This window comes from uncultured Ruegeria sp. (genome assembly GCF_947500045.1).
Taxonomy (GTDB): Bacteria; Pseudomonadota; Alphaproteobacteria; order Rhodobacterales; family Rhodobacteraceae; genus Ruegeria.
In genome coordinates, this window is record NZ_CANMQQ010000003.1 from 338,554 (window position 1) to 359,902 (window position 21,349).

Here is a 21,349-nt window from a genome sequence, read left to right on the forward strand (position 1 = left end):
GCATGAACCGGACATATATGACAAAGTTTAACGAACTAAACCTGAACCCGAAGGTCCTCAAAGCGATTGAGGAAGCCGGATACGAAACTCCGACCCCGATCCAGGAAGGTGCCATACCAGCCGCCCTTGAAGGGCGAGACGTTCTGGGAATCGCCCAGACCGGCACCGGCAAGACGGCAAGCTTTACCCTGCCGATGATTACATTGTTGGCCCGTGGGCGCGCCCGCGCACGTATGCCGCGCTCTCTGGTATTGTGCCCAACACGGGAACTCGCAGCTCAGGTCGCCGAGAATTTCGATACCTACGCCAAACACCTCAAACTCACCAAGGCACTGCTAATCGGTGGAGTTTCGTTCAAGGAACAGGATGCGCTGATCGACCGGGGCGTTGACGTTCTGATCGCCACACCGGGACGCCTGCTCGATCATTTCGAACGTGGCAAACTGCTGCTGACCGGCGTGCAGATCATGGTGGTGGATGAAGCCGACCGGATGCTCGATATGGGTTTTATCCCGGATATTGAACGCATCTTCTCGCTGACACCTTTCACACGACAGACCCTGTTCTTCTCGGCCACCATGGCACCCGAGATTGAGCGTATCACCGACACCTTCTTATCTGCCCCAACGCGGGTCGAGGTCGCGCGACAGGCCACAGCCTCGGAAACCATCGAACAGGGCGTGGTGATGTTCAAAGGTGGTCGCCGTGACCGCGAAGCCAGCCAGAAACGCAAGACATTGCGCGCGTTGATCGATGCCGAAGGCGACAAGTGCACCAACGCCATCATCTTCTGCAATCGCAAGACGGATGTAGATATCTGCGCCAAATCGCTGAAGAAATACGGCTATGACGCGGCCGCCATCCATGGCGACCTCGATCAGTCACAGCGGACGAAAACACTGGACGGTTTCCGTGACGGAACACTCCGCCTGCTTGTCGCATCTGATGTTGCCGCGCGCGGGTTGGATGTGCCCTCGGTCAGCCATGTGATCAATTTCGACGTCCCCGGCCACCCCGAAGATTATGTGCACCGGATCGGTCGTACAGGTCGCGCCGGGCGCGAAGGCAAAGCGATCACGATCTGTTCGGGCCGCGATGAAAAGGCGCTGGCTGCGATCGAAAGTCTGATCCAGAAAGAAATTCCGCGCTTGGACAACCCGGTCAAGGTTGATGAGCCGAAACCTGAAGCGCCAAAGCCCGAGAAAAAAGTCAGACCCGTCGAAAGCAAAAAGAGCGAAAGCCGCAAAGAACGTGAACCCAAAGCGCGCGGTCGTGGCCGACGGGATGATAGTGGTCGATCCGTTGTAGGCATGGGCGATCATTTGCCCAGCTTTATCGCTCTCAGCTTTGACGAACGTCGCGCCGGCTAAATCGCCAGCACAAGCGCCAGTATCGACAAGCCCAGCAATGTCATCCCGGCGACCTCGCGCCGGGTGATGGTTTCGCGGAAAACCATCAATGATGCGAACAAGCTGAGGATCAGTTCGACCTGCCCCAGTGCCTTGACGTATGCTGCGTTCTGCAAAGTGAAGGCAAAGAACCAGCAAAACGATCCGCAAAGGCTGGTCAATCCGACAAAGACGCCGGTCTGACGCGTCTCCCACACCGCGCGCAGCTCTGCCCGATCCCGCCACAGCAGCCACAACCACATGCTGAGGAACTGGAATGTCACCACCGCCGCCAGTGTCACCAGCGCACGGAACCACGCGTCGACATCCCCCAATTGCAATGAGGCGCCGCGATAGCTGACCGAGGAGAATGCAAACAACACTCCGGACCCAAGTCCAAGCCGTGAGGCTTTGTTTGTCAGATGCTGCCACCACGCACCGCTGCCACCGGGCGTTTTCGACAACAGCACAACGGCGAGCAGCCCGATCAGAATTGCCCCTAGCGCCCCGATAGAAACCCGATCACCAAGGATGAAGAACCCCACGATAGCGGTTTGAATTACCTCTGTTTTCTTGAACGTGATACCAACCGCAAAATTGCGCTGCTTGAACAGCGCCACCACGCAAATCGTTGCCAATATCTGCGACGTTCCACCGATGACTGCAAAGGTCCAGAACTTCGCCGTCAGCGCAGGTACGTCGTAACCCGTGGCCCAAACCGCAATGAAAAGCCCCAGCAAGGCCAAGGGCATAGAATACGCAAATCGCGCAAATGTAGCCCCGGCAGCTGAAAGCTTCGTGCTGCTCAAAGATTTTTGCAACATGAACCGCACCGTCTGGAACGAGGCAGCGGCGATGGTGACGGGAATCCATAAACTCATGGCATCCCTTTTGTCGCTAAATCAATGTTTTGGCCAGAGCTGGCCATATACTCTGGTTGAGATAGTTGCTTTCAAGATCATCGTTGGGGTCCGGATTTGTATAGCCATGCCCCGCCTGATACGGAATCCGAAACCGATTGTGGCGAACCGCAAATCCAGAGGCAACGCCTGGCGCACATCCGGGCCTGGTGGGTAATCGGCATCCCGAAAACGCGTTGGAATTGACCGCGCGGTGAACCGGGTGACGTGCGACAATTCCGAGCCCCGCATCACCCGGCCATGACCTGAGCGCTATCGTGTAGTATAATCACGTCGCGCGACTCCACTGACATTCCGACCAGATACGGAGGATGACGGGAATGGACCCACTCAAAACCGCTCAATACGCAAGAGCCCTCTACACAGCCCATGGTGACCGGGCCGAGGCAGAAGCTGCGCAAAAGATGCGCGAATGCAAAGCCGCCGGAAACCAGCAAGAGGCGCAAGACTGGCAGGCTGTTCGCGGCGCGATCCGCCAGATTCGCGGCCCCAATCAGAGCTGATTCACAGCTTCGGGTCGGGATTTACCGTATGTCCATCCACGGCGATCACCTGACCCGAGACCAGCCGCGCCGCATCTGACGCCAAAAATACTGCCATATTCGCGATGTCCTGTGCCTGGACAAAGCGGCCCATGGACGTGCCCGAGGCATAGCCGCTGTAAACCTGATCCCGGGTCATTCCCTTGGCAATGGCCTCGCGCTGCAGCACGCCCTCCATACGAGGCCCTTCAACCGAACCTGGGCAGATCACGTTGCAACGGATGCCATGCGGGCCAAGTTCCATAGCCAGTGTTTTACCTAAACCCACCATGCCCCACTTTGCCGCCGCATATGGCGCGCGATTGGGATAACCGTATTGGCCCGCAGTCGATGATGTGATCAGGATCGCGCCACTCCGCTGCCGCTTCATAATGGGTGCTGCGTATTTGGAGCATAAAAATGCCCCTTCAAGATTAACAGAAAGACAAGCGCGCCAATCCGTTAGAGCGACATCCTCAACAGCCGCAGTTGGCCCGGCGATCCCCGCATTTGCGCATAACGCATCTATCCCGCCCCACTCGGTCTCAATGTCAATGAATGTAGCTGCAACAGAGGTCTCATCAGAGACGTCCAACTGGCTTTGCTTCCAATGCGACGGGCAGTCAGCAAGCGCCTTTGCATCGATGTCCGCCACCCAGATCTGAGCGCCAGCGGCATCAAACGCCTCAGCCATCGCCCTGCCCACGCCCGAGGCGCCAGCAGTGATCAGAATTCGACCACTCATGTGGGCTTGCGGATCGCAGCACCTGCGCCTTCAGGATAAGGCAACCCAGCCTGCGCCTCTGCAACCCGTGCCATCGCGGCCTCGATCTCGGGCGATGGCGGGCTAGGCCGCCGGGAATTAAGGCTGACATGCAGCAAAAAGCTTTCGCCAGTGGCCAACAACGTCTCACCCTCGTACATGCTGTGGAAGACATGTAGCTTCTTGCCCTGTCCCAACAGCATCTGCGTACGACATTCAATCCGTGAACCCGCATGGGTCTCTTGCATATATCGGATGTGGTTCTCGGCGGTGAAATAGCTGCCGCCCGTGGCAATGTACTCCAGGTCGCAGCCAATGATCTCCATGAACCGATCGGTGGCTGCCGCAAAGGCTTCGAGGTATTTCGCCTCGTTCATGTGGCCATTGTAATCGGTCCAGTCCAGCGGCACAGCACGGGACAATGTCAGGATCGGTTGGCTCAAATCCGCCTGATCCAAAGTTGGCAACGCCCCGGGTTTCAAAGCCGCATCATGCTGGTTCAGCACCGCCCCGGCCCCATAGTTTTGTGCCTTGAGCGCCCGCATCATTCCCACGAGGTTGTTGTCGCGGATACGCTCCAACTCGCGGATCGAGTGCATGCCCGATTGTGCATCCGACTGATCGGCGATCATATCAACCAGTTCATCGGTAAACTCGGGCACATCCATCAGCTTGGTCCAGGGCCATTTCAGCGCGGGACCAAACTGCGCCATGAAATGCCGCATCCCGGCTTCGCCCCCTGCTACGCGGTAGGTCTCGAACAGACCCATCTGCGCCCAACGGATGCCAAAGCCCATGCGGATGGCTTCGTCAATTTCCTCAGTCGTTGCGACACCGTCCTTGACCAGCCAAAGCGCCTCGCGCCAGACAGCTTCAAGGAACCGGTCAGCGATATGCGCATCAATCTCTTTCTTGACGTGCAGCGGAAAGAACCCGACCGAAGTCAACAGCTCTTTGGCCCGTTCAATCAACTCAGGCGCATTCTTGTCGGTCGGCACAAGTTCGATCAACGGCAACAGGTAAACCGGATTGAACGGATGCGTGACCACGATCTGCTCAGGCCGCAGCGCTCCGTCCTGCAGTTCCGATGGCTTGAACCCGCTTGTCGAAGACCCGATGATTGCGCCCGGATCACATGCCTCCTGCAAGCTTTGATAAACCTTCAGCTTCAGGTCGAGCCTTTCCGGCACGCTTTCCTGAATCCAGATGGCGCCGTCTACGGCGTCGCCAATCTCTTCATGAAAACTCAACGCCCCTTCCAGTGGCAAAGGCACATCGCTTAGCCCCGGCAGAGACCGGCGGGCGTTATCCAACACCTCCCCGATCTTCCGTTCAGCCTCGGGATCGGGATCAAACACCCGAACGTCCCAACCGTTCAGCAGAAACCGGGCGGCCCACCCACCGCCGATGACGCCGCCACCAATGATTGCTGCAATCTTATTCATATCGCTTGATCCGATCATAGGGCGGGCTTCAGCCCGCCACCCCTGCAGGTGCCCGCTTTACCAGGCCCAGCTTTTCACGCACTTCCTGCGGCCCGATCACGCGCGCGCCCATATTCTCGATGATGCTGCCCGCACGCTCGACCAACTGCCAGTTCTCGGCCAGAACACCCTTCTCCAGCCACAGGTTATCCTCCAGCCCGACGCGCACGTTACCACCGGCGAGAACCGAGGCCGCCACATAAGCCATCTCATTGCGCCCCAGCGAAAACGCACTGAACGTCCAATCATCTGGCACATTATTCACCATCGCCATGAAGGTGTTCAGATCATCCGGAGCCCCCCAAGGCACGCCCATGCACAGTTGCACCAACGCATTCGGCTCCAGCACACCTTCTTTCACCAACTGTTTGGCGAACCACAGATGCCCGGTATCAAAAGCCTCGACCTCAGGCTTCACCCCCAGATCGGTCATCATCTGCCCCATCGCCCGTAATGCACCGGGCGTGTTGGTCATCACATAATCAGCCTCGGCAAAGTTCATTGTGCCGCAGTCCAATGTACAGATTTCCGGCAGGCACTCGGCCACATGCGCCACGCGTTCCGTCGCACCCACCAGATCGGTTCCGGCCTCTGCTAAGGGCAGCGGATTCTCAATACCCCCGAACACCATGTCTCCGCCCATACCAGCCGTCAGGTTCAGCACGGCGTCGACTTCGGCATCCCGAATGCGGTCCGTCACCTCACGATACAGCGCCAGATCACGTGATGGCGCACCCGTCTCAGGGTCGCGAACATGGCAATGCACCACCGCCGCTCCGGCCTTGGCCGCAGCAATCGCACTGTCGGCAATTTGCTTGGGTGAGCGTGGCACATGAGGGCTGCGATCCTGCGTCCCACCCGAGCCGGTGACGGCACAGGTGATAAAGACTTCGCGGTTCATTTCCAAAGGCATGGCGTTATCCCCAGCTTATACCCGGTTCTACCGTGGGTTTTCCCCAGGCTTCTCCCCGGATTCCGATTTGCGTCAACGCCAACTCTGACGCAGCCTTGGGGAAACCACTTGGCAGAATGCGAATCAGACTTGATGAAATCCGCAAAAAACATACTCCAACCCGAACATCGCGCGCTGAAAACGGCTGTGCTGGTGCTGGACGAATGCAACACGCTCAGCTTTGCCGCCGCTGTCGACCCGATGCGCGCTGCCAATCGACTGGCAGACCGGCCCGCTTTTGACTGGGACTACGTCACAGCAACGGCCGAACCCGCCATGTTGACCAGCGCCCTGAATGTGCAGGGCATTCCGTTGGCTCGGCTCCAAGGCTGCGACCTGATGATCGTAGTCGCGGGGTTCCAACTCGCGCGCCATGCGACGCCCAGCCTGCTGGCAGGGCTCCGCCGGATCGCCGCCACTGGCGCCACCATGGCTGGGATCGACGGTGGACCTTGGTTGCTGGCCGAGGCGGGCTTGCTCGACGGTCACGCGGCCACCACCCATTGGGAGGATTTGCAAAACTTCGCTGCTCGTTTCCCACATGTGGACGTGCGACCTGACCGTTTCACTGTGTCTAAAAACCGCCTGACTTCGGGCGGAGCCGTCCCGGCGATCGACTTGATGCTGCACATCATCGCCGCACGGCACGGTGCAGGCTTTGCCGCCCGCGTGTCTGGATTGTTCCTTTACGAAGGCACATCCGAGCCATCAAAACCCCAAAGCCGTACCGGAGCCCCACATCGCCATACGGCTCTCACAGCCAAAGCCAACTCCCTCATGGAGGCGTCGCTGGACGAACCGCTGCCTCTGGCCGATATCGCCGACACACTCGGCACCAGCACCCGTTCATTGCAGCAACAGTTTCGCTTACGGCTCAACACGACCCCACAGGATCACTACCTGCAGCTTAGATTGGCCGAGGCCCGCCGTCTGGTTACCGATACCGACATGCCCCTGATGGACGTGGCACTTGCCACAGGGTTTGGCTCACAATCCAGCTTTGCCCGTGCTTTCCGCACCGCTCATGGCCTCTCGGCCCGCGACCTCCGGCAGGACCGCACACAACCGACCCATCACTGACGGGATCCCTCTTCATCTGGCTCAAAATACCTCGGGGGAGTCGCCAAAAGCGACGGGGGCAGCGCCCCCATCCCTTCAGTACGGCATCGGGAACGCCCGATGCGCCGCGCTGATCTCTGCCATGACCTCTGGTGACAGCACCAGATCCTTGCCCGCCAGCACATGGTTCAGCTGTGCCACAGTGGTTGCGCCGAATATGGTCGACGCCATGAACGGCCGGCTCCTGCACCACGCCAATGACATATGGATCGGGTCCAGCCCGTGCCGATGTGCGATTTCCAGATAAGCGGACACCGCATCAAATACGCGATCCGTTTTGCGCCCTCCCATCTCAGGAACCAACGCCATGCGCGATCCTTCGGGTACTGCCCCACCCTGATACTTGCCGGTCAGGAAACCCGCAGCCAAAGGCGAAAATGAGAGCAACCCGACATCTTCCAACAGACACAGCTCCGCCAGATCCGTATCGAACAATCGGCAGAGCAGCGAATACTCGTTCTGAATTGACGCAACCCGAGGGCCACCAACCTCGTCCGACGCCCGCAACCATTGTGCGGTGCCCCATGCGCTCTCGTTCGACAGACCAAAGGCGCGGATATTGCCTTTGTCCACCTGTGCCTGCAGCGCGATCAGGCTTTCGCGCATCTCATCCACGATCTCATCCCGGTTGTGACCAAAGGGGGCAAAGTCCCAGTTCTGCCGGAACATGTAGCTGCCGCGATTTGGCCAATGGAATTGGTACAAGTCGATGCAATCCGTCTGCAGACGGCGCAGTGATCCTTCAATCGCCTCGGGAATGGTCTCTTTCGAGATCGGAGCGCCGTTTCGTGCGTGCACGAACCCCTCACCGGAGTGTTTGGTTGCCAGCACATAATCTCCGCGTCGCGACCGGTTGGCGGCATTCCAGTCGCCTAGTATTTCCTCGGTCCGCCCCACCGTTTCTGCAGAGATCGGGTTCACCGGATACATCTCTGCCGCATCGACAAAGTTGATCCCACCGGCAAGTGCCATGTCCATTTGGCGATGTGCATCAGACTCCGATGTCTGAGTGCCAAATGTCATCGTGCCCAAACATAAATCCGACACCATGATCTTGGTGCGGCCCAAAGGCTTCATTTCCATCTAAAATCTCCTAAAATAATAGTGCTACCGATCAAGCCTCGGCTTTCTTCTCCCATCGTCCGGATTCTTCCGACCAATACTGCGCCGAACACCCGGCGCTCGTTAGTGCCTTCCATTGCCCGCGCGCGTGTTGAACTGCTTCTGGGTCATTGCCATCGAACAGAATGCAAACACGCTCCAGGGCCGATACCTCGTCCGCTTCAACCGGTGCACCGTCAACGGCCATCACGCAGGTCGCCCCATTGGCAGCTTCTGGCCCTGTCGTCAGCAGAATTGGCTGCGCCTTATCATGGGAACCACCTTCACGACCATGTGGCAGGAACCCATCTTCAGGGCCCAACCACAACTTCTCATCCAGCCAGTCCATCCGCGCGGGATCGCTGCCGCGCACAGCAATCCGCCACCCGGCCTGCTGTGCCTTGCCCAGCAACACGGGCAGAGTATGCTCCAATGGCTGGCGGGTCAGGTGGTAGAAATAGACGGCGCCCACGGGTCTATTCGCCCGTGGTCTCAAAATTGTCCTGCACGAACCGGCTTAGCGCGCGGACACCCCAGCCGGTTGCACCTTTGGGCGCATATGATGTCTCGGACGACACCGATGCCACGCCCGCAATATCGAGGTGAATCCACGGTGTCTCGTCCTTGACGAAGCGCTGCAGGAACTGCGCGGCGGTGATCGAACCCGCAGGCCGACCGCCAACATTCTTCATATCAGCGATCCGGGATTTGAGCTGCTTGTCATAGCCCTCGCCCAATGGCAGCCGCCATGCGCCCTCATCCTCGGCCTTGGCTGATTTCAGAAACGCAGTGCAGAACGTGTCATTGTTTGAAAATACACCGGCATTCTCGTGCCCTAGGCCAATGATCACTGCACCCGTCAGAGTGGCCAGATCGATCATGCCAACCGGCTGGAACCGATCCTGCGCGTACCACATGACATCGCACAAAACCAAACGCCCCTCGGCGTCGGTGTTGATGATCTCGACCGTGTCACCCTTCATCGATGTGACAACATCGCCGGGGCGCGTGGCATTGCCCGAGGGCATATTCTCAACCAACCCGACAAGACCCACAACATTTGCCTTGGCCTTGCGCTTGGCCAGCGCCCGCATGGTCCCCGCAACGACACCAGCACCGCCCATATCCATGGTCATGTCTTCCATGCCACCCGCAGGCTTCAACGAAATTCCACCTGTATCAAACACGACACCCTTGCCAACCAGAGCCAGCGGAGCATCATCCTTGTCACCACCATCCCATTGCATCACCACAACTTTTGACGGGCTTACGGACCCCTGCCCAACGCTCAGCAATGTGCGCATGCCCAATTCGGCCAGCTTGTCCTCTTCCAGAACTTCGACCTTCAGGCCCAGCGATTCCATCTCGACCAATCGGTCCGCGAACTCGGTCGTGGTCAGCACATTTGCCGGTTCATTGGTCAAATCACGGGTCATTCGAACGCCATCGGCCACCGCATAAAGCGGTGCAAAAGCGGCCTCGGCCTCATCTGCCTTCGAGTGGTTGATGACGATCTCGCCTGCTGGATCGGATTCCTTGGTCTTGTGGACATCGAAATCGTATGCCCGCAACACCATGCCCATTGCCAGCTCTTCTACGCGCACTTGGTTAGAGGCCATGACCAGAACGGGTTTGCCTGCTGCCTGCTTCGCCAAGTTGGCACCAGCCTTTCGCGCCTCGTCAAAATCGGGACGGCGCGGCAGCACCAGTACATCCAATGCCTCGGCGGCCATTCCGGCAGGCCAGGCCAGTGAAATCACATCTCCTGATTTCACCTTGCTGAAACGCTCGCTTTCAACCAATCGCGCAACGGCACCTTTGGTCAGACGATTGGCCCGGCGCGCAGCGGGGCTCATCTTGCCATCGGCGGGAATGATAATGGTTACGCGCCCCTCGGCTTGCGCCATTGCATCAAGATCAAAGGGGGTGAAACGGACGGGCGCCAGACTGCTCATATCATTCTCCTGAAAAATGCGTTGCCCAAGACCTAGCCCGCGAACCCGCACTTGACCAGATAGCAGTTTTCCCCGCCGGGCAATTGCATTATGGTCGCGCGAAAATAACGGCAGGCTCGGGGGAAAGAACGTGACACCAATCGGCAGCTACAGGCCGTCGCGCATAAGTCCATGCCCCGCCGTGATTCTCGATTTCCGGGACCTGATGAGGATGCCTGCGTGATCCTCGACCGTTACTTTGCCCGCCGCTTTATCCAAAGTTTCCTTGTTATAGGCGGAATATTTCTGACTTTGATGATCCTGATCGACCTGATCGAACAGGTGCGCCGCTTTGACGGTGTCGGCCTGTCCTTTGGTCAGCTATTGCAATTGACGTTGCTGAACACGCCCGCTGCGATCAGTGAGATGCTGCCCCTGCTGATGATCCTCGCCACGATAGCGCTGTTCGTGGGTCTAGCCCGCAGTTCCGAACTGGTGGTGACCCGCGCCACCGGGCGCTCTGGCATCCGTGCCTTGCTGGCCCCTGTTCTTCTGGCGCTGACTATCGGCACGCTTGCTGTCGCTTTGTTAAATCCCATCGCCGCCGCCACCTCTGAAGAGTTCCAGCGCCTGTCCGGTGATTATCGCAATCAAGGCAGCTCGGCCCTGTCAATCAGCCGCGAAGGGCTGTGGCTGCGTCAGGGTTCAGCCGAGGGCCAATCGGTGATCCACGCGACCGGCACCGTCAATGGTGAGCAGTTCGCGCTGCAAGACGTGACCATCACCACATTCTCATCCGACGGTAAGCCAAACCAACAGATCGTAGCCCAACAAGCAGATCTGGAGGATGGGTTCTGGACCTTGCATAACGCCAAGGTCTGGCCGATTCGAGATGATCTTAACCCCGAGGCAAACGCGACCACCCATGAGATATTGAACCTGCCAACAACGCTGACCCGAGATCGAATTCTCGACACGCTGGGGCAACAGGATTCGGTATCAGTCTATGATCTGCCTCAGTTGATCCGAGACCTCCGCGAGGCCGGGTTTTCCACAAAACAATATGAAGTCTGGCTGCAGGTACAGCTTGCGCGGCCCCTGTTTCTGGTCTCGATGGTCCTGATCGGCGCAGCCTTTACCATGCGCCATGTCCGGTTTGGAGGCACGGGTGTTGCGGTGCTGACCTCCGTTCTTTTAGGATTCGGCATTTATTTCATTCGGAACTTTGCACAGATTCTTGGTGAAAACGGTCAGCTGCCGATCCTGGTTGCAGCGTGGGCTCCGCCGTTTGCAGGGATACTTCTGTCATTGGGCTTGTTGCTGCATGCGGAGGACGGCTAATGCGCACCCTCCTTTCTCTGCTGCTGTCCAGCGCATTGGTTCTTTCGCTGCCGACTGCAGTTGCTGCACAATCTCAGGCTGGTGAGACGACAAGCGAAGCCAGCGCGGCCGAGCAGACGCAGCCCGCGTTGCTGGTCGCCGATGAGATTTTCATCACACCTGACCGAAAGCTTGTTGCCGAAGGGAATGTCGAGGCATTCCAAGGCGATGTGAAACTGACGGCCCAAAGCATTACCTACGATCGCGAAACCGGCGAGCTTACTCTGACAGGCCCGATCCGAATCGATCAGGGCGGAGACAGCACGTTGCTGGCCGATTCCGCGCAGCTGGACAGCGGCATACAAAATGGCCTTTTGATGGGCGCGCGCATGGTATTCGACCAGCAGGTGCAGATCGCATCGGTTCAGGCCACGCGGGCTGCAGGGCGTTACACTCAGTTCAGTAAGGTTGCGGCAACCTCCTGCCATGTCTGTGCCAACGGAAAACCACCGATCTGGCAGATACGCGCCCGCAAAGTGACCCATGACCAATTGGAAAGACAGCTGTATTTCGAGGGTGCACAGTTCCTTGTTATGGATGTCCCGGTTTTCTATTTTCCGACGCTGCGCCTGCCTGACCCGACGCTGGAGCGGGCGACCGGCTTCCTCGTGCCATCTATCCGCACCACCTCGCAATTGGGCACTGGCGTTCAGGTGCCATATTTCTTCAAGATTGGGGACCACAAAGACCTGACGCTGACACCCTATTTGTCGTCAAAGACACGCACCCTTGGGTTCCGATACAGACAAGCCTTCAAAGCGGGGCGTATCCGACTGCGGGGCGCCTATACCCGCGACGATGTTCAGCCCGATCAGGATCGCGGATACTTTTTTGCAGATGGTCGCTTCAATCTGGGGAACAGCTACCGCCTGACATTCGATATCCGGACAACCTCGGACGACTCGTACCTGGCTGATTATGGCCTGCCCGACTATGACCGCCTGCGCAGTGAAATCGCCCTTGAACGGATCAAGCGCGACACGGCCTTCAAGACCAGTTTCATCCACTACAAAACTCTGCGCGACAGCGAAAACCAGGATGAAATCCCGTCGCGTGTCTTCGATATCAACTATCGCAAACGCATATTTCCCAAAGCTTTGGGGGGTGAAGTTCAACTCGCCTTCATAGGTCATACTCACACGCGCACCAGCGATGAAAATATTGTAGGCCGAGATGTTGCGCGCGCGACCTTTGACGCGGAGTGGCTACGCAGCTGGACATTTGCAACCGGGCTTCGTGCCGAGGCTCAGCTGGGTGCAGCAATCGATACGTTCAACATTCGTGATGACAGCAATTATCCGAACAACGTAACCCGCTCGACCCCGCGTGCGGCCTTTACCCTGCGCTATCCGATGTTACGCCGCGAACAAAGCGGCGCAACGCAGATTCTGGAACCGATCGCGCAAATTGGTTGGACACATGTATCCGACAACGATGTGCCCAATGATGAAAGCACATTTCAGGAATTTGATCAGGGCAATCTTCTGGCGCTGTCCCGTTTCCCGGCACCAGATCGCCGTGAAGATGGCACAACGGCTGTGGTGGGCTTGAACTGGTCCCGCTACAACGCGGACGGCTGGAGGGCGCTCGCAACGATTGGACAAGTGTTTCGATCCGACGCTGATCCGGATTTCACTCTGACTTCGGGGCTGCAGGGAACGAAATCCGACCTTCTGCTTGCCGGGCAATTGAACAATGGCAAAGGCCTAACGCTGGCCGCCCGTGGACTATTAAACAGCGATTTCAGCTTTACCAAAGCCGAACTCCGTGCCGCCTGGGTAAAAGGAGATACCGTTCTTTCCGGTGGCTATATTTGGCTCGAACCAGATCCGGCAGAGCAAAACAACGACGAAATCTCGGAATTGCGTGTCTCTGGTCGCTATCGCATTGACCAGAATTGGTTGACCCGCGCGAATGCACGTTATGATTTTAGCGAATCCGAACCACTCCGCCTTGGGTTTGGTCTAACCTACGAAAATGAGTGTGTGCAGGTGAATGTGAACGTTAGTCGGCGCTTTACCTCCACATCAAGTATTGAGCCTTCGACAGAATTCGGCTTTACCGTAGCCCTGACAGGGTACTCCGTCGAAGGCAATGGACAGAAGTTTAAGAGAAGATGCAGTTGATCTCAGGTTTCACAAAATCTCTCCGCTCTGGCTGCCGTGGATCGGTCCTGCCGGCACTGGTCGCTACGCTTGTTGCATTGGCCGCACCGCAAGCCCAGGGACAAAGCCTGTTTTCGCCTGCGATCCGGGTCAATCAAGACATAGTAACCTGGTATGAGCTGCAACAGCGCCAGCAGTTTATGGATTTGCTAGGCATCCCCGGCAGCTCTGAGACGGAAGTCCGCGATGCGCTGATCGAAGACCGCCTGCGCAAGCAAGCCATGCGAGATGCCGGGATTCAGGCCACACCTGAGGACGTGCAATCTGGTATCGACGAATTCGCGTCGCGTGGAAACCTGAGCACGGATGAGTTTCTGAGGCTATTGAACGAAGCCGGTGTTTCCCGAGAAACGGTGCGGGATTTCGTCGCCGATCAGCTATCTTGGCGTGACTACGTCGCCATCCGCTTTCTATCACAGGCCCGACCGACTGATGATGAAATCAACCGTGCCCTGGGCCAGGGCGGCGGCGGTGGCCTTCAGGTTTTGTTGTCCGAAATCATTATTCCTGTGACGCCGCAGACGCTGGCGCAGGCCGAAGCTCTGGCAGATGAGATCGCGCTACTTCCTGATCAGGAAAGCTTTTCTGCCGCCGCCGCACAATACTCTGCAGCCGCAACACGTGATAACGGCGGTCGGTTGGAGTGGCTGTCCATTACCAATCTGCCGCCAGCCCTTCAGCCCGTCATTCTTGGCCTCAAAAACGGCGAGATCACCGACCCGCTTTCGCTGCCAAACGCCGTGGCCCTGTTCCAGATGCGCGGTATCCGTGAAACTTCGGCCAATACGCCCAGTTATTCCGAAATCGACTATGCCATCTATTACCTGCCGGGTGGACGAAGTGCGGATACGCTTGCCAAAGCTGCCAAGCTCAAGGAAGAGATCGACACCTGTGATGACCTCTACGGATTGGCCAAGGGCAAATCGCCCGAAGTGCTTGACCGCATCACTGCAAGCCCGTCCGAGATTCCACGGGATGTGGCGCTAGAACTGGCCAAGCTTGATCCGAATGAGGCCTCCACCACGCTCACACGCAACAACGGCCAGACCCTAATGTTCCTGATGCTGTGCAATCGCACCCGCGATCTGGGCGAAGACACGTCCCGTGTCGACGTTGCAAACGCGTTGACGCAGCAACGCCTGCAAGCGCTTGCTGACAGCCTGCTGGAGCAACTCAGAGCCGAAGCCGTCATCGTCCAGCAATGACGCCACCGATCGCCCTCAGCTGCGGCGAACCTGCTGGCATAGGCCCCGAGATCGCGGCCAAAGCCTGGCAGGCCCTACGCGACACTTGTCCATTCTTCTACATAGGCGATGCCTCACATCTTCCGGCAGGTACACCAATCGCCCGGATCGACAAACCGGCCGAGGCCCGGGCGGCAAGCGCTGCGGCCCTGCCCGTTCTGAATACCCGGTTTCCGGTGCCCAATACGCCCGGCCGTCCCGCTGCGGAAAATGCAACTGCAGTTGTAGATGCAATCGAACTTGGCGTTGAGCTAGTCAGATCCGGAGCCGCTTCGGCGCTGTGTACAGCACCGATCCACAAAAAAGCACTGATCGACGGTGCCGGTTTTGCCTTTCCCGGACATACCGAGTTTCTTGCTGCATTGGCCGGCAGGTCCCGGGTTGTGATGATGCTAGCCAGCGATCAGCTGCGTGTGGTTCCTGCCACCATCCATATCCCACTGTCACAAGTTCCCACCGCGCTCACCCCCGAAGTCCTGCTTGAAACCATCGAGATCACGGCCCATGGCCTGCGCAAACAGTTTGGTATCTCCACGCCCAGAATCGTCGTGGCGGGCCTGAACCCCCATGCGGGCGAAGAAGGTAAGATGGGCACGGAAGAGCTTGACTGGATCGCTCCGCTAATCACGAGGCTCAAACCCGATGGCTACACGGTGTCAGGCCCTCACCCTGCCGACACCCTGTTCCACGCCGCCGCACGCGCGCGCTATGATGCCGCGATTGCGATGTATCACGACCAGGCCCTGATCCCGATCAAAACGCTGGATTTCGACCGTGGCGTGAACGTGACCCTTGGCCTTCCCTTCATTCGAACTTCTCCGGATCATGGCACGGCATTAGATATCGCGGGCCAAGGCGTTGCAAACCCGACCAGCCTGATCGAGGCCCTCAAACTCGCCCAGCGGATGGCAGGAACCCGCTAATGCTTCATCTGGCCAAAAATACCTCCGCCGGAGGCAAAAAATCTCTGGCGCTCACTCCCCAATCCGAAACACGATAAAGCATGAGCGCCATCGACTCCCTTCCCCCTTTGCGTGAAGTCATCGCATCTCACCAGCTCTCGGCTCGCAAGTCGCTGGGCCAGAACTTTTTGCTCGACCTCAACCTGACCGCCAAAATTGCACGCCAAGCCGGGGACCTGAGTCAATGTGATGTTCTCGAAATCGGCCCCGGCCCAGGCGGCCTGACCCGCGGGTTGCTGTCCGAGGGGGCCCGTAAGGTGGTGGCCGTCGAAAAAGACACCCGCTGCATCGCTGCCCTGAACGATATCGCCACCGCCTATCCCGGCAGGCTAGAGGTCATCAACGGCGACGCACTGGAAATCGACCCGCTTGCCCATCTTACGCCGCCAATCCGGGTGGCCGCCAATCTGCCCTACAATGTCGGCACCGAGCTTTTGGTCAGATGGTTGACACCACCCCAATGGCCACCCTTCTGGCAAAGCCTCACTTTGATGTTCCAGCGCGAAGTGGCCGAGCGCATCGTGGCCCAGCCCGGCAACAAAGCCTACGGCCGCCTTGCCATCCTTGCCCAATGGCGGGCAGACGCACGCATCGCGATGTCGCTTCCACCCGGCGCCTTCACCCCGCCGCCCAAAGTCTCCAGCGCGGTGGTCCATCTGACCGCCCTGCCCGAACCGCGATATCCCGCAGACGCCGCGACCTTATCGCGTGTCGTTGCCGCCGCATTCAACCAACGCCGAAAAATGCTGCGTGCCTCACTCAAAGGCACCGCTCCGGATATCGAAGACCGGCTGATTGCGGCTGGTATCAAGCCTACTGACCGGGCCGAGCAGATATCGCTCGAATCCTTCTGCGCGCTGGCCCGAGAAGTTCACAAACCCTAAACGACAAAACCCCGAGCAAACACTCGGGGTTTCCAATCATTTCACGATAGAAAAGCGTTTATTCAGCTGCCTCGGGTGCGTCACCTTTGCCAGCAGCAGCAGGTGCATCTTCGCCCGCAGGGGCTGCCTTTGGCTTGCGCGCGCGAGGGCGGCGCGGCTTTTCCTTACGTTCGGTTGCCTCGGGTTGCTCGGCGTCCTTGCTTTCCGGCGTCTCAACCAACCCAGACTCGGGCGCAGCGGCCTCAGCACTGAAATCCACCACATCGGGTTGCGGTGCCTCAGCCGGGTCCGCCTGACGGGCAGCTTCACGTTCCTGACGTTCGGCTCGCTCACGGTCACGTTCAGCCTGGCGCTCACGGTTCTGGCGCTCCTGCTCTTCGCGACGCGCTTCAACTTCGCGCTGTGCCTCGCTCAGCATCCGCAAATAGTGCTCGGCATGCTGCTGGAAATTCTCGGTTGCCACGCGGTCATTGCCAAGCTGGGCATCGCGCGCCAGCTGGTTGTATTTATCAATGATCTGCTGTGGCGTACCACGCACCTTACCCTCAGGTCCCGAGCTATCAAAAACTCGGTTTACGACGTTGCCACCAGAGGGACGATTGCGGTTGTTCTTGGCCCGCGAGCGGGATTTGGAAGATCTCATCTTACTTTACGTCAGCCTTATCAATTCACTGTCGATCAACCCGTATCTAACGCTGCTCAGTGGCTTGTGCCTTTACGCGTCATCGACTTTTTTGGGCTTGGCGTCAGGGGTGCGCTGAAACAGCGTCAACCTCGCCGACTAATCCTGAGTAAACATGTCCTGCGCGCTCAGACAAGAGGATTCTCTCAAATGTCGCAGCTTTTTTACATCAATCGGCACTTTTCAGCCTCAGCAACGCCGATTACTGCGGCATTCTGGCCCCCACTACACGGTCCCGTCCATCCAGATCGGGGATCACGCGAATATCTGCGAGCCCCGTCGCATCGAACAAGGCCGAGACATATTCGCCCTGCGTTGGTCCAATTTCGACCAATAACCGTCCGCCGGGCATCAGAAAATCCGGTACCGACGCGGCGATCTGGCGATAGGCGCCCAACCCATCCCCCTCATCGGTCAGCGCCAAACGCGGCTCATGCTCGCGTACCTCAGGTGACAGATCATCCATCTCTGCAATCGAAATATAGGGGGGATTCGAAACAATCAGGTCAAATTTACCCTCAATGTTCTCAAACCAGTTGGATTGCCGAATCTCTGCGCGCGTCTGAACCTGATGCTGTACCGCATTGGCACTGGCTTGCAGGCAGGCAGATTCGCTCAGGTCCACACCAACGCCCGAAGCGCTCGCCCGCTCAGCCAGCAAGGTGATCAGGATACAGCCCGAACCAACACCAAGATCCAATACATGGTCGAACGGTTCGCTCAGCGCCGCCTCGATCAGCGCCTCGGTCTCGGGGCGCGGGTCCAGAACATCGCGGCTGACACGGTACCGGCGCCCATAGAATTCGCGTTCACCCAACAGGTGCGAAACAGGAACCCGAATGGCCCGCAAAGAAATCAGTTGGTCATACCGCTCTGCAATATCGACAGGCAGTTCCTCGGGCGCAATCAGCGTGACCCGGCTGGCCTCGATCCGCGCTGCATGCGCCAGCAACACCCGCGCATCCCGCGCTGGATCGGGCACGCCCGCTGCTCGCAGACGCGCCGTTGCTGCAACCATCGCCTGAGCTGCTGTGAGCGCCGCAATCATAGCGCCATCTCAGCCAGCAGCCGCGCCTGATCATCTGCGGTCAGCGCGTCGATCACCTCATCCAGATCACCCTGCATCACCTGATCCAGCTTATATAGCGTCAGGTTGATGCGATGATCCGTCATACGGCCTTGCGGGTAATTGTAGGTCCTGATCCGTTCCGACCGATCACCCGAACCCACCTGACTGGCGCGATCCGCTGATCGCTCACTATCGATCCGCTGGCGTTCCAGATCGTAAAGACGTGTCTTCAACACCTGCATCGCAATCTCACGGTTGCGGTGTTGGGATTTCTCGGAACTGGTCACAACGAGACCACTGGGCAGGTGCGTAATCCGCACCGCCGAATCGGTGGTATTTACGTGCTGACCGCCAGCACCCGAACTGCGCATCGTATCAATGCGGATGTCATTGGCATCGATCTGGATATCCACATCTTCGGCCTCGGGCAGTACCGCAACGGTCGCCGCAGAGGTATGGATCCGACCGCCGCTTTCGGTTTCCGGCACCCGTTGAACCCGGTGCACCCCGGATTCGTATTTCATCCGGGCAAAGACATTGTCACCCTTGATATGGGCCACCACTTCTTTGATCCCGCCCAGATCCGAGGCCTGTTCTTCGATAATCTCGAACCGCCAGCCCCGCGCCTCGGCGTAACGCTGATACATCCGCAGCAGGTCACCGGCGAACAAGGCAGCTTCGTCCCCTCCTGTACCCGGGCGTATTTCCAACATCGCCGGGCGCGCATCCGCCGCATCCTTGGGTAACAGCACCAGTTGCAGCGCATGTTCGGCCTCGGGAATACGGGCCTGCAACTGCGGAATTTCTTCTTCGGCCAACTCTTTCATGTCCGGATCGGCCAGCATCGCCTCGGCCTCGGCCATGTCACCCACCAACTGACGCCATGCCATGATCTGATCAACCACTGGCTTGAGGTCGGAATATTCCTTGGCCAAAGCCGCGATATCTCCACCCGAGGCGCCATCAGCCATGGCCGCTTCGAGGTATTGGAATCGTTGGGTGATCTGTTCTAGGCGTTCTTCGGGGATCATCCGCGCGGTGTCTATCATCCGGGGGCTTTGGTCAAGGCCCTGCCTTGTGCTAGGTTTGACGTATGAATCGACTGATCCTAGCCCTAACCCTCTGTACGACACCAGCAATGGCAGACTACGTCGGCCCGGATGGCAAGGTCCGCGATTGCTATTGCACCGACAAATCCGGCAGCCGTATCGAGCTGGGAGAGATGATCTGCCTGCAAGTCGACGGTCGCATGTTTATGGCCCAATGCCAGATGTCGCTGAACGTGCCCATGTGGCGCGAGGTGCAAGAGGGTTGTTTGTCGTCAGGGCTGCAGCAAAGCAAGCCAACCGGAGACCCGGTCTCGATTGACGCCGAAATCCTTCCGGCCAAATCGTGATCGGGCGTAGACGTGCAATTCATCGCCATCTTGCTGAACCGTGGTGTAATCGGGGAAACCAAACACGTTGGAGCGCGTGATATAGGTGACCATCCCTTCTGGCACTGAACCCTCTAGAACTCTGGTCCTTGGTGCATCGGTTGCAATCGCGTCCAGTTTTGCCAAACCATCCGGGCCAGTGTTCACCACCCGGACAACACCGTTTCTCATATCTTTATCTGCACCCTGCGGCGCTACGTGCCAGCGGGCTGTATCGGACGGCGAAAGACGAATATATCCACCCAACAAAACCATCGCCGCAATCAATACCCACAGCGCCATCTTCATCAACCCATCCCATTCAGTTGCCCTGACCCTATCCGGTTGAGTCGTAGCTCTGCACCCTTATCGTGACGTCACGCCGGGCAGGATGCATAGCATCTCGAACAGAAGATTCGCAGCCGTCAGCGCCGTATTGCCCGAAGGGTCATAAGGCGGAGAGACCTCGACCAGATCGCAGCCCACCACGTTCATGCCTGCCAGCGCATGGATCAGCTGCAACGCCTGTGGGGTGGTCAGGCCCGCAATCTCGGGCGTACCGGTGCCGGGCGCATAGGCCGGGTCCAGACTGTCGATGTCATAGGTAATGTAAACAGGATGATCTTCGACCGACTTTCTGATCAGTGATCCGATCTCGGTCAGGTTTTGCTGCCACAGCTCCCAGGCGGGATACTGGCGAAAACCCCAGCCCTGCGCCTCAGTAAAGTCGCTGGCGGCATAGCCCGAGCCGCGAATGCCAATCTGGAAGGTCTTGTCTGGGACGATCAGCCCCTCCTCATAGGCGCGGCGGAAGACGGTGCCGTGGGTTTCCTTCTCGCCGAACATCTCATCATTCACGTCCGCATGGGCATCCACATGGACCAGAGCCACCGGCCCGTGTTTAGCCGCAATCGCCCGCAGGATCGGCAGTGTAATCGAGTGATCACCACCCATCGCAACCGGGATCACACCTTGCGCCAGAATGCCGTCATAGCTTTCCTTGATGATCTTCAGACTTTCCGCCAGCGAGAATGTGTTGATCGCCAGATCCCCGATATCGGCGATCTGCAGATTATCAAACGGAGCCGCAGCATTGGCCATGTTATAAGGCCGGATCATAGCGCTTTCGCTGCGTATCTGCTTGGGCCCAAACCGTGTGCCTGATCGCCATGAGGTGCCGATATCCATCGGAATACCCAGCACCGCCACATCCAGCCCATCCAGCGAGGACGCCTGAGGCAGGCGCATGAACGTATTCGGCCCCGAAAACCGCGCCAGATCATTACCGCCAATCGGTTGGTTGTATTGGGTCATGTGATGTCTCCGATCTGGTCCCTGACCAAGCAGATACCGGGATTATGCCTAAC

At 58.2% G+C, this 21,349-nt stretch carries 21 protein-coding genes; 9 read left to right on the forward strand and 12 right to left on the reverse strand.

Translation table 11 applies throughout. From position 1 onward, the window contains the following. Positions 1–17: 17 nt before the first annotated feature. Positions 18–1,370, forward strand: a complete 1,353-nt coding sequence (locus Q1B46_RS07545; RefSeq protein WP_299946475.1) for a DEAD/DEAH box helicase — start codon at positions 18–20, stop codon at positions 1,368–1,370. On the opposite strand, the gene Q1B46_RS07550 is transcribed toward Q1B46_RS07545, so the two are convergent. After that, positions 1,367–2,269 (reverse strand): DMT family transporter, encoded by a 903-nt coding sequence (locus Q1B46_RS07550; protein WP_299946477.1) that lies wholly within the window; start codon positions 2,267–2,269, stop codon positions 1,367–1,369. The genes Q1B46_RS07545 and Q1B46_RS07550 overlap by 4 nt on opposite strands. A gap of 359 nt (positions 2,270–2,628) precedes the next feature. On the opposite strand from Q1B46_RS07550, the gene Q1B46_RS07555 reads away from it, so the two are divergent. Continuing rightward, positions 2,629–2,811, forward strand: coding sequence for a hypothetical protein (locus Q1B46_RS07555; protein WP_299660873.1), 183 nt, complete (start codon positions 2,629–2,631; stop codon positions 2,809–2,811). A 1-nt stretch (position 2,812) separates the two neighbouring features. Here the strand turns inward: Q1B46_RS07555 and Q1B46_RS07560 are convergent, their stop codons facing one another. From Q1B46_RS07560 to Q1B46_RS07570, 3 genes are read right to left on the reverse strand one after another with little or no spacing between them, the layout of a single operon-like run. Further along, the gene (locus Q1B46_RS07560) at positions 2,813–3,574 is read right to left on the reverse strand and encodes an SDR family oxidoreductase (protein WP_299946479.1); all 762 of its coding nucleotides are present in this window, start codon (positions 3,572–3,574) and stop codon (positions 2,813–2,815) included. Beyond that, positions 3,571–5,037 (reverse strand): carnitine 3-dehydrogenase, encoded by a 1,467-nt coding sequence (locus Q1B46_RS07565; protein ID WP_299660880.1) that lies wholly within the window; start codon positions 5,035–5,037, stop codon positions 3,571–3,573. The genes Q1B46_RS07560 and Q1B46_RS07565 overlap by 4 nt, the downstream gene beginning before the upstream one ends. Before the next feature lie 28 nt (positions 5,038–5,065). Further along, positions 5,066–5,989: a 3-keto-5-aminohexanoate cleavage protein gene (locus Q1B46_RS07570; protein ID WP_299946481.1), complete on the reverse strand. Its 924-nt coding sequence runs from the start codon at positions 5,987–5,989 to the stop codon at positions 5,066–5,068. A gap of 132 nt (positions 5,990–6,121) precedes the next feature. Here Q1B46_RS07570 and Q1B46_RS07575 point away from each other — a divergent pair, with 132 nt between their 5' ends. Then, the gene (locus tag Q1B46_RS07575; protein ID WP_299946483.1) at positions 6,122–7,108 is read left to right on the forward strand and encodes a GlxA family transcriptional regulator; all 987 of its coding nucleotides are present in this window, start codon (positions 6,122–6,124) and stop codon (positions 7,106–7,108) included. 75 nt (positions 7,109–7,183) lie between these two features. Here Q1B46_RS07575 and Q1B46_RS07580 read toward each other — a convergent pair whose 3' ends face one another. The 3 genes from Q1B46_RS07580 to Q1B46_RS07590 are packed head-to-tail and all read right to left on the reverse strand — an operon-like array spanning position 7,184 to position 10,203. Next, a complete protein-coding gene (locus tag Q1B46_RS07580) occupies positions 7,184–8,230 on the reverse strand; it encodes an aldo/keto reductase (RefSeq protein WP_299946485.1) in 1,047 nt (348 codons plus the stop codon). 31 nt (positions 8,231–8,261) lie between these two features. After that, positions 8,262–8,720, reverse strand: coding sequence for a DNA polymerase III subunit chi (locus Q1B46_RS07585; protein ID WP_299946487.1), 459 nt, complete (start codon positions 8,718–8,720; stop codon positions 8,262–8,264). 4 nt (positions 8,721–8,724) lie between these two features. Further along, positions 8,725–10,203: a leucyl aminopeptidase gene (locus tag Q1B46_RS07590; RefSeq protein ID WP_299946489.1), complete on the reverse strand. Its 1,479-nt coding sequence runs from the start codon at positions 10,201–10,203 to the stop codon at positions 8,725–8,727. Positions 10,204–10,422: 219 nt separating this feature from the next. Here Q1B46_RS07590 and lptG point away from each other — a divergent pair, with 219 nt between their 5' ends. The 5 genes from lptG (at position 10,423) to rsmA (ending at position 16,817) form a co-directional block, all read left to right on the forward strand. Continuing rightward, entirely contained in the window at positions 10,423–11,523 is a 1,101-nt protein-coding gene (gene lptG / locus Q1B46_RS07595; protein ID WP_299946706.1) for an LPS export ABC transporter permease LptG, read from the forward strand. After that, positions 11,523–13,688, forward strand: a complete 2,166-nt coding sequence (lptD, locus tag Q1B46_RS07600) for an LPS assembly protein LptD (protein ID WP_299946491.1) — start codon at positions 11,523–11,525, stop codon at positions 13,686–13,688. Before lptG ends, lptD begins: the two co-directional genes overlap by 1 nt. After that, positions 13,679–14,932: a peptidylprolyl isomerase gene (locus Q1B46_RS07605; protein ID WP_299946493.1), complete on the forward strand. Its 1,254-nt coding sequence runs from the start codon at positions 13,679–13,681 to the stop codon at positions 14,930–14,932. The genes lptD and Q1B46_RS07605 overlap by 10 nt, the downstream gene beginning before the upstream one ends. Beyond that, positions 14,929–15,894, forward strand: coding sequence for a 4-hydroxythreonine-4-phosphate dehydrogenase PdxA (gene pdxA, locus Q1B46_RS07610; protein ID WP_299946494.1), 966 nt, complete (start codon positions 14,929–14,931; stop codon positions 15,892–15,894). The genes Q1B46_RS07605 and pdxA overlap by 4 nt, the downstream gene beginning before the upstream one ends. Positions 15,895–15,974: 80 nt before the next feature. Further along, positions 15,975–16,817 carry a 16S rRNA (adenine(1518)-N(6)/adenine(1519)-N(6))-dimethyltransferase RsmA gene (rsmA, locus tag Q1B46_RS07615; RefSeq protein ID WP_299946498.1) on the forward strand — a complete coding sequence of 281 codons (843 nt, stop codon included), beginning with the start codon at positions 15,975–15,977 and terminating at the stop codon, positions 16,815–16,817. 58 nt (positions 16,818–16,875) lie between these two features. Here rsmA and Q1B46_RS07620 read toward each other — a convergent pair whose 3' ends face one another. From Q1B46_RS07620 to prfA, 3 genes are all read right to left on the reverse strand, one after another. After that, positions 16,876–17,460: a DUF4167 domain-containing protein gene (locus Q1B46_RS07620; RefSeq protein WP_299660909.1), complete on the reverse strand. Its 585-nt coding sequence runs from the start codon at positions 17,458–17,460 to the stop codon at positions 16,876–16,878. Between the two features lie 241 nt (positions 17,461–17,701). Beyond that, a complete protein-coding gene (gene prmC, locus Q1B46_RS07625) occupies positions 17,702–18,547 on the reverse strand; it encodes a peptide chain release factor N(5)-glutamine methyltransferase (RefSeq protein WP_299946502.1) in 846 nt (281 codons plus the stop codon). After that, positions 18,544–19,599, reverse strand: a complete 1,056-nt coding sequence (prfA, locus tag Q1B46_RS07630) for a peptide chain release factor 1 (protein ID WP_299946708.1) — start codon at positions 19,597–19,599, stop codon at positions 18,544–18,546. Before prfA ends, prmC begins: the two co-directional genes overlap by 4 nt. A 62-nt stretch (positions 19,600–19,661) precedes the next feature. Here prfA and Q1B46_RS07635 point away from each other — a divergent pair, with 62 nt between their 5' ends. Beyond that, complete coding sequence (locus tag Q1B46_RS07635) at positions 19,662–19,964, forward strand: hypothetical protein (protein WP_299946504.1); 303 nt, start codon at positions 19,662–19,664, stop codon at positions 19,962–19,964. Here Q1B46_RS07635 and Q1B46_RS07640 read toward each other — a convergent pair. Further along, positions 19,890–20,291, reverse strand: coding sequence for a DUF1499 domain-containing protein (locus Q1B46_RS07640; protein ID WP_299946507.1), 402 nt, complete (start codon positions 20,289–20,291; stop codon positions 19,890–19,892). The genes Q1B46_RS07635 and Q1B46_RS07640 overlap by 75 nt on opposite strands. A gap of 57 nt (positions 20,292–20,348) precedes the next feature. Then, on the reverse strand, positions 20,349–21,296 hold the full coding sequence (speB, locus tag Q1B46_RS07645) for an agmatinase (protein WP_299946510.1): 948 nt from the start codon (positions 21,294–21,296) through the stop codon (positions 20,349–20,351). Between the last annotated feature and the right edge of the window lie 53 nt (positions 21,297–21,349).

Coding starts and splice junctions, on each gene's coding strand:
- Q1B46_RS07545 (WP_299946475.1), top strand. CDS start 18: ATGACAAAGTTTAACGAACTAAACCTGAACCCGAAGGTCCTCAAAGCG.
- Q1B46_RS07550 (WP_299946477.1), bottom strand. CDS start 2,269: ATGAGTTTATGGATTCCCGTCACCATCGCCGCTGCCTCGTTCCAGACG.
- Q1B46_RS07555 (WP_299660873.1), top strand. CDS start 2,629: ATGGACCCACTCAAAACCGCTCAATACGCAAGAGCCCTCTACACAGCC.
- Q1B46_RS07560 (WP_299946479.1), bottom strand. CDS start 3,574: ATGAGTGGTCGAATTCTGATCACTGCTGGCGCCTCGGGCGTGGGCAGG.
- Q1B46_RS07565 (WP_299660880.1), bottom strand. CDS start 5,037: ATGAATAAGATTGCAGCAATCATTGGTGGCGGCGTCATCGGCGGTGGG.
- Q1B46_RS07570 (WP_299946481.1), bottom strand. CDS start 5,989: ATGCCTTTGGAAATGAACCGCGAAGTCTTTATCACCTGTGCCGTCACC.
- Q1B46_RS07575 (WP_299946483.1), top strand. CDS start 6,122: ATGAAATCCGCAAAAAACATACTCCAACCCGAACATCGCGCGCTGAAA.
- Q1B46_RS07580 (WP_299946485.1), bottom strand. CDS start 8,230: ATGGAAATGAAGCCTTTGGGCCGCACCAAGATCATGGTGTCGGATTTA.
- Q1B46_RS07590 (WP_299946489.1), bottom strand. CDS start 10,203: ATGAGCAGTCTGGCGCCCGTCCGTTTCACCCCCTTTGATCTTGATGCA.
- lptD (WP_299946491.1), top strand. CDS start 11,523: ATGCGCACCCTCCTTTCTCTGCTGCTGTCCAGCGCATTGGTTCTTTCG.
- Q1B46_RS07605 (WP_299946493.1), top strand. CDS start 13,679: ATGCAGTTGATCTCAGGTTTCACAAAATCTCTCCGCTCTGGCTGCCGT.
- pdxA (WP_299946494.1), top strand. CDS start 14,929: ATGACGCCACCGATCGCCCTCAGCTGCGGCGAACCTGCTGGCATAGGC.
- rsmA (WP_299946498.1), top strand. CDS start 15,975: ATGAGCGCCATCGACTCCCTTCCCCCTTTGCGTGAAGTCATCGCATCT.
- Q1B46_RS07620 (WP_299660909.1), bottom strand. CDS start 17,460: ATGAGATCTTCCAAATCCCGCTCGCGGGCCAAGAACAACCGCAATCGT.
- prmC (WP_299946502.1), bottom strand. CDS start 18,547: ATGATTGCGGCGCTCACAGCAGCTCAGGCGATGGTTGCAGCAACGGCG.
- prfA (WP_299946708.1), bottom strand. CDS start 19,599: ATGATCCCCGAAGAACGCCTAGAACAGATCACCCAACGATTCCAATAC.
- Q1B46_RS07635 (WP_299946504.1), top strand. CDS start 19,662: ATGAATCGACTGATCCTAGCCCTAACCCTCTGTACGACACCAGCAATG.
- Q1B46_RS07640 (WP_299946507.1), bottom strand. CDS start 20,291: ATGAAGATGGCGCTGTGGGTATTGATTGCGGCGATGGTTTTGTTGGGT.
- speB (WP_299946510.1), bottom strand. CDS start 21,296: ATGACCCAATACAACCAACCGATTGGCGGTAATGATCTGGCGCGGTTT.